Genomic DNA, 1646 nt, shown 5'->3' on the forward strand with positions numbered 1-1646 from the left:
GACGGTGCTGGTGCGATTGGCAAAGGAGCGGGCCGAACTGTCGTAATCACCCTTCAGGCAAAGATGCCTTTCGCGTGCGGGTGCGCTCCAGGCCAAGCTGACGCTCGCGCCAGATGATGAAAATCCCGGCGGCAACGACGATCAGGCCGCCGACGAGCATGTTCAGCGTGGCGACGTCGCCGAAGACGAGATAGCCGACGACGACGCCGAGGATCATCGAGGTGTACTCGAACGGCGCCACGACCGAGGCCTCGGCATGGCGATACGCCGCCGTCATCAGGATCTGGCCGAGGCCGCCGCAGAAGCCGGCGGCAACCAGAAGAGCCGCCTGGAGTGGCGTCAGCGCCTGCCAGCCGAACGGCAGCGACAGCAGCGACATGATGCTCGCCGTCACCGAAAACCACAGGACGATGGTCGCGGTGCGCTCGCTTTGCACGAGATTGCGCACCAAGAGCATGGCGACGGCCGAGATCGCCGCCGCGACAAGAGCGGCCATGACGCCAAGCACTTCCTGGTCGTCGAGCGCCTCATCGGAACTCAGCAGCGTCAACTCAGGCCAGGAGATGATCAGCACGCCGACCAGGCCGACCGCGACCGCGCTCCAGCGATAGACGCGGATGGCCTCGCCAAGGAAGATCGAGCTGAACACGACCACCAGCAAAGGCTGCGCATAGTTCAGCGTGATCGCTTCGGGCAGCGGCAGCCGGGTCAGCGCGAAAAAGCCAAGCCCCATGGCGCAGACACCGACAAGGCCGCGCGCGATGTGGTTGAACGGCCGCTTGGTGGTGAACGCAGTGCCAAGTTTTCCCTTGAAGGCCAGAAACGCGATGATCGGGAAGATGGCGAAGAAGGAGCGGAAGAAGACAATCTCGCCCGCCGGAACGGTGCCTGCGGCCTTGATGCAGGTCTGCATGCCGACGAAGACCGCCACCGAGATGATCTTGAGCGTGATGCCGGTGAGCGTGTTGTGCCCGCCGGCACGATCGCTGGCTGCGGCTGTGGAGCTGCCTGGGCCTGCTGTCACGCTCCCGCGGCTTCCCGGATCGTTGCCCAGATGCGCGCCGGCGTCGCCGGCATGTCGATGTGCCTGACGCCGTAGGCGCGCCAAAGCGCATCGGTCACCGCATTGAGTGCGGCCGGCGTCGAACCGATGGTGCCGGCCTCGCCTGCCCCCTTGATGCCGAGCGCATTGGTCGTCGACGGCACGTTGCGGGTCTCGAAATGAAAGAACGGGAAATTGTCAGCGCGCGGCATGGCGTAGTCCATGAAGCTCGCCGTCAGCAGTTGCCCGTCCTCGCCATAGATGGTGTCCTCGGTCAGTGCCTGGCCGATGCCTTGCACGACGCCGCCATGCACCTGGCCAGCGAGCAGGATCGGATTCACGGTGACGCCGAAATCGTCGACGATGGTGTAGCGGACAATCTCGGTGGCGCCGGTGTCGGGATCGATCTCGACCTCGCAGATATGGGTGCCGTTGGGGTAGGTGCACTCGTCCTGCACGAACTCGCCGAAGCCTTTGAGATCATCCGGCGTCTTGGCGGCCTTGGCGATGGCGGAAAAATCGATCGTGCGATCGGTGCCGACGATGCGGGCAACACCATCGGACAGCTCGATGTCGCCGGCAGAGGCTTCAAGCTCGTCGGCGG

2 protein-coding genes are annotated in these 1646 nt (G+C 64.6%); both read right to left on the reverse strand.

The window, feature by feature from the left end:
* Positions 1-46: 46 nt before the first annotated feature.
* Complete coding sequence (locus tag EN935_RS35035; RefSeq protein WP_127374174.1) at positions 47-1024, reverse strand: DMT family transporter; 978 nt, start codon at positions 1022-1024, stop codon at positions 47-49.
* A partial coding sequence (locus EN935_RS35040; RefSeq protein WP_164771644.1) for a molybdopterin cofactor-binding domain-containing protein occupies positions 1021-1646 on the reverse strand: 626 nt, incomplete at its 5' end. The genes EN935_RS35040 and EN935_RS35035, both read right to left, overlap by 4 nt.

This window comes from Mesorhizobium sp. M7D.F.Ca.US.004.03.1.1, assembly GCF_003998635.1.
Lineage (GTDB): Bacteria > Pseudomonadota > Alphaproteobacteria > Rhizobiales > Rhizobiaceae > Mesorhizobium > Mesorhizobium loti.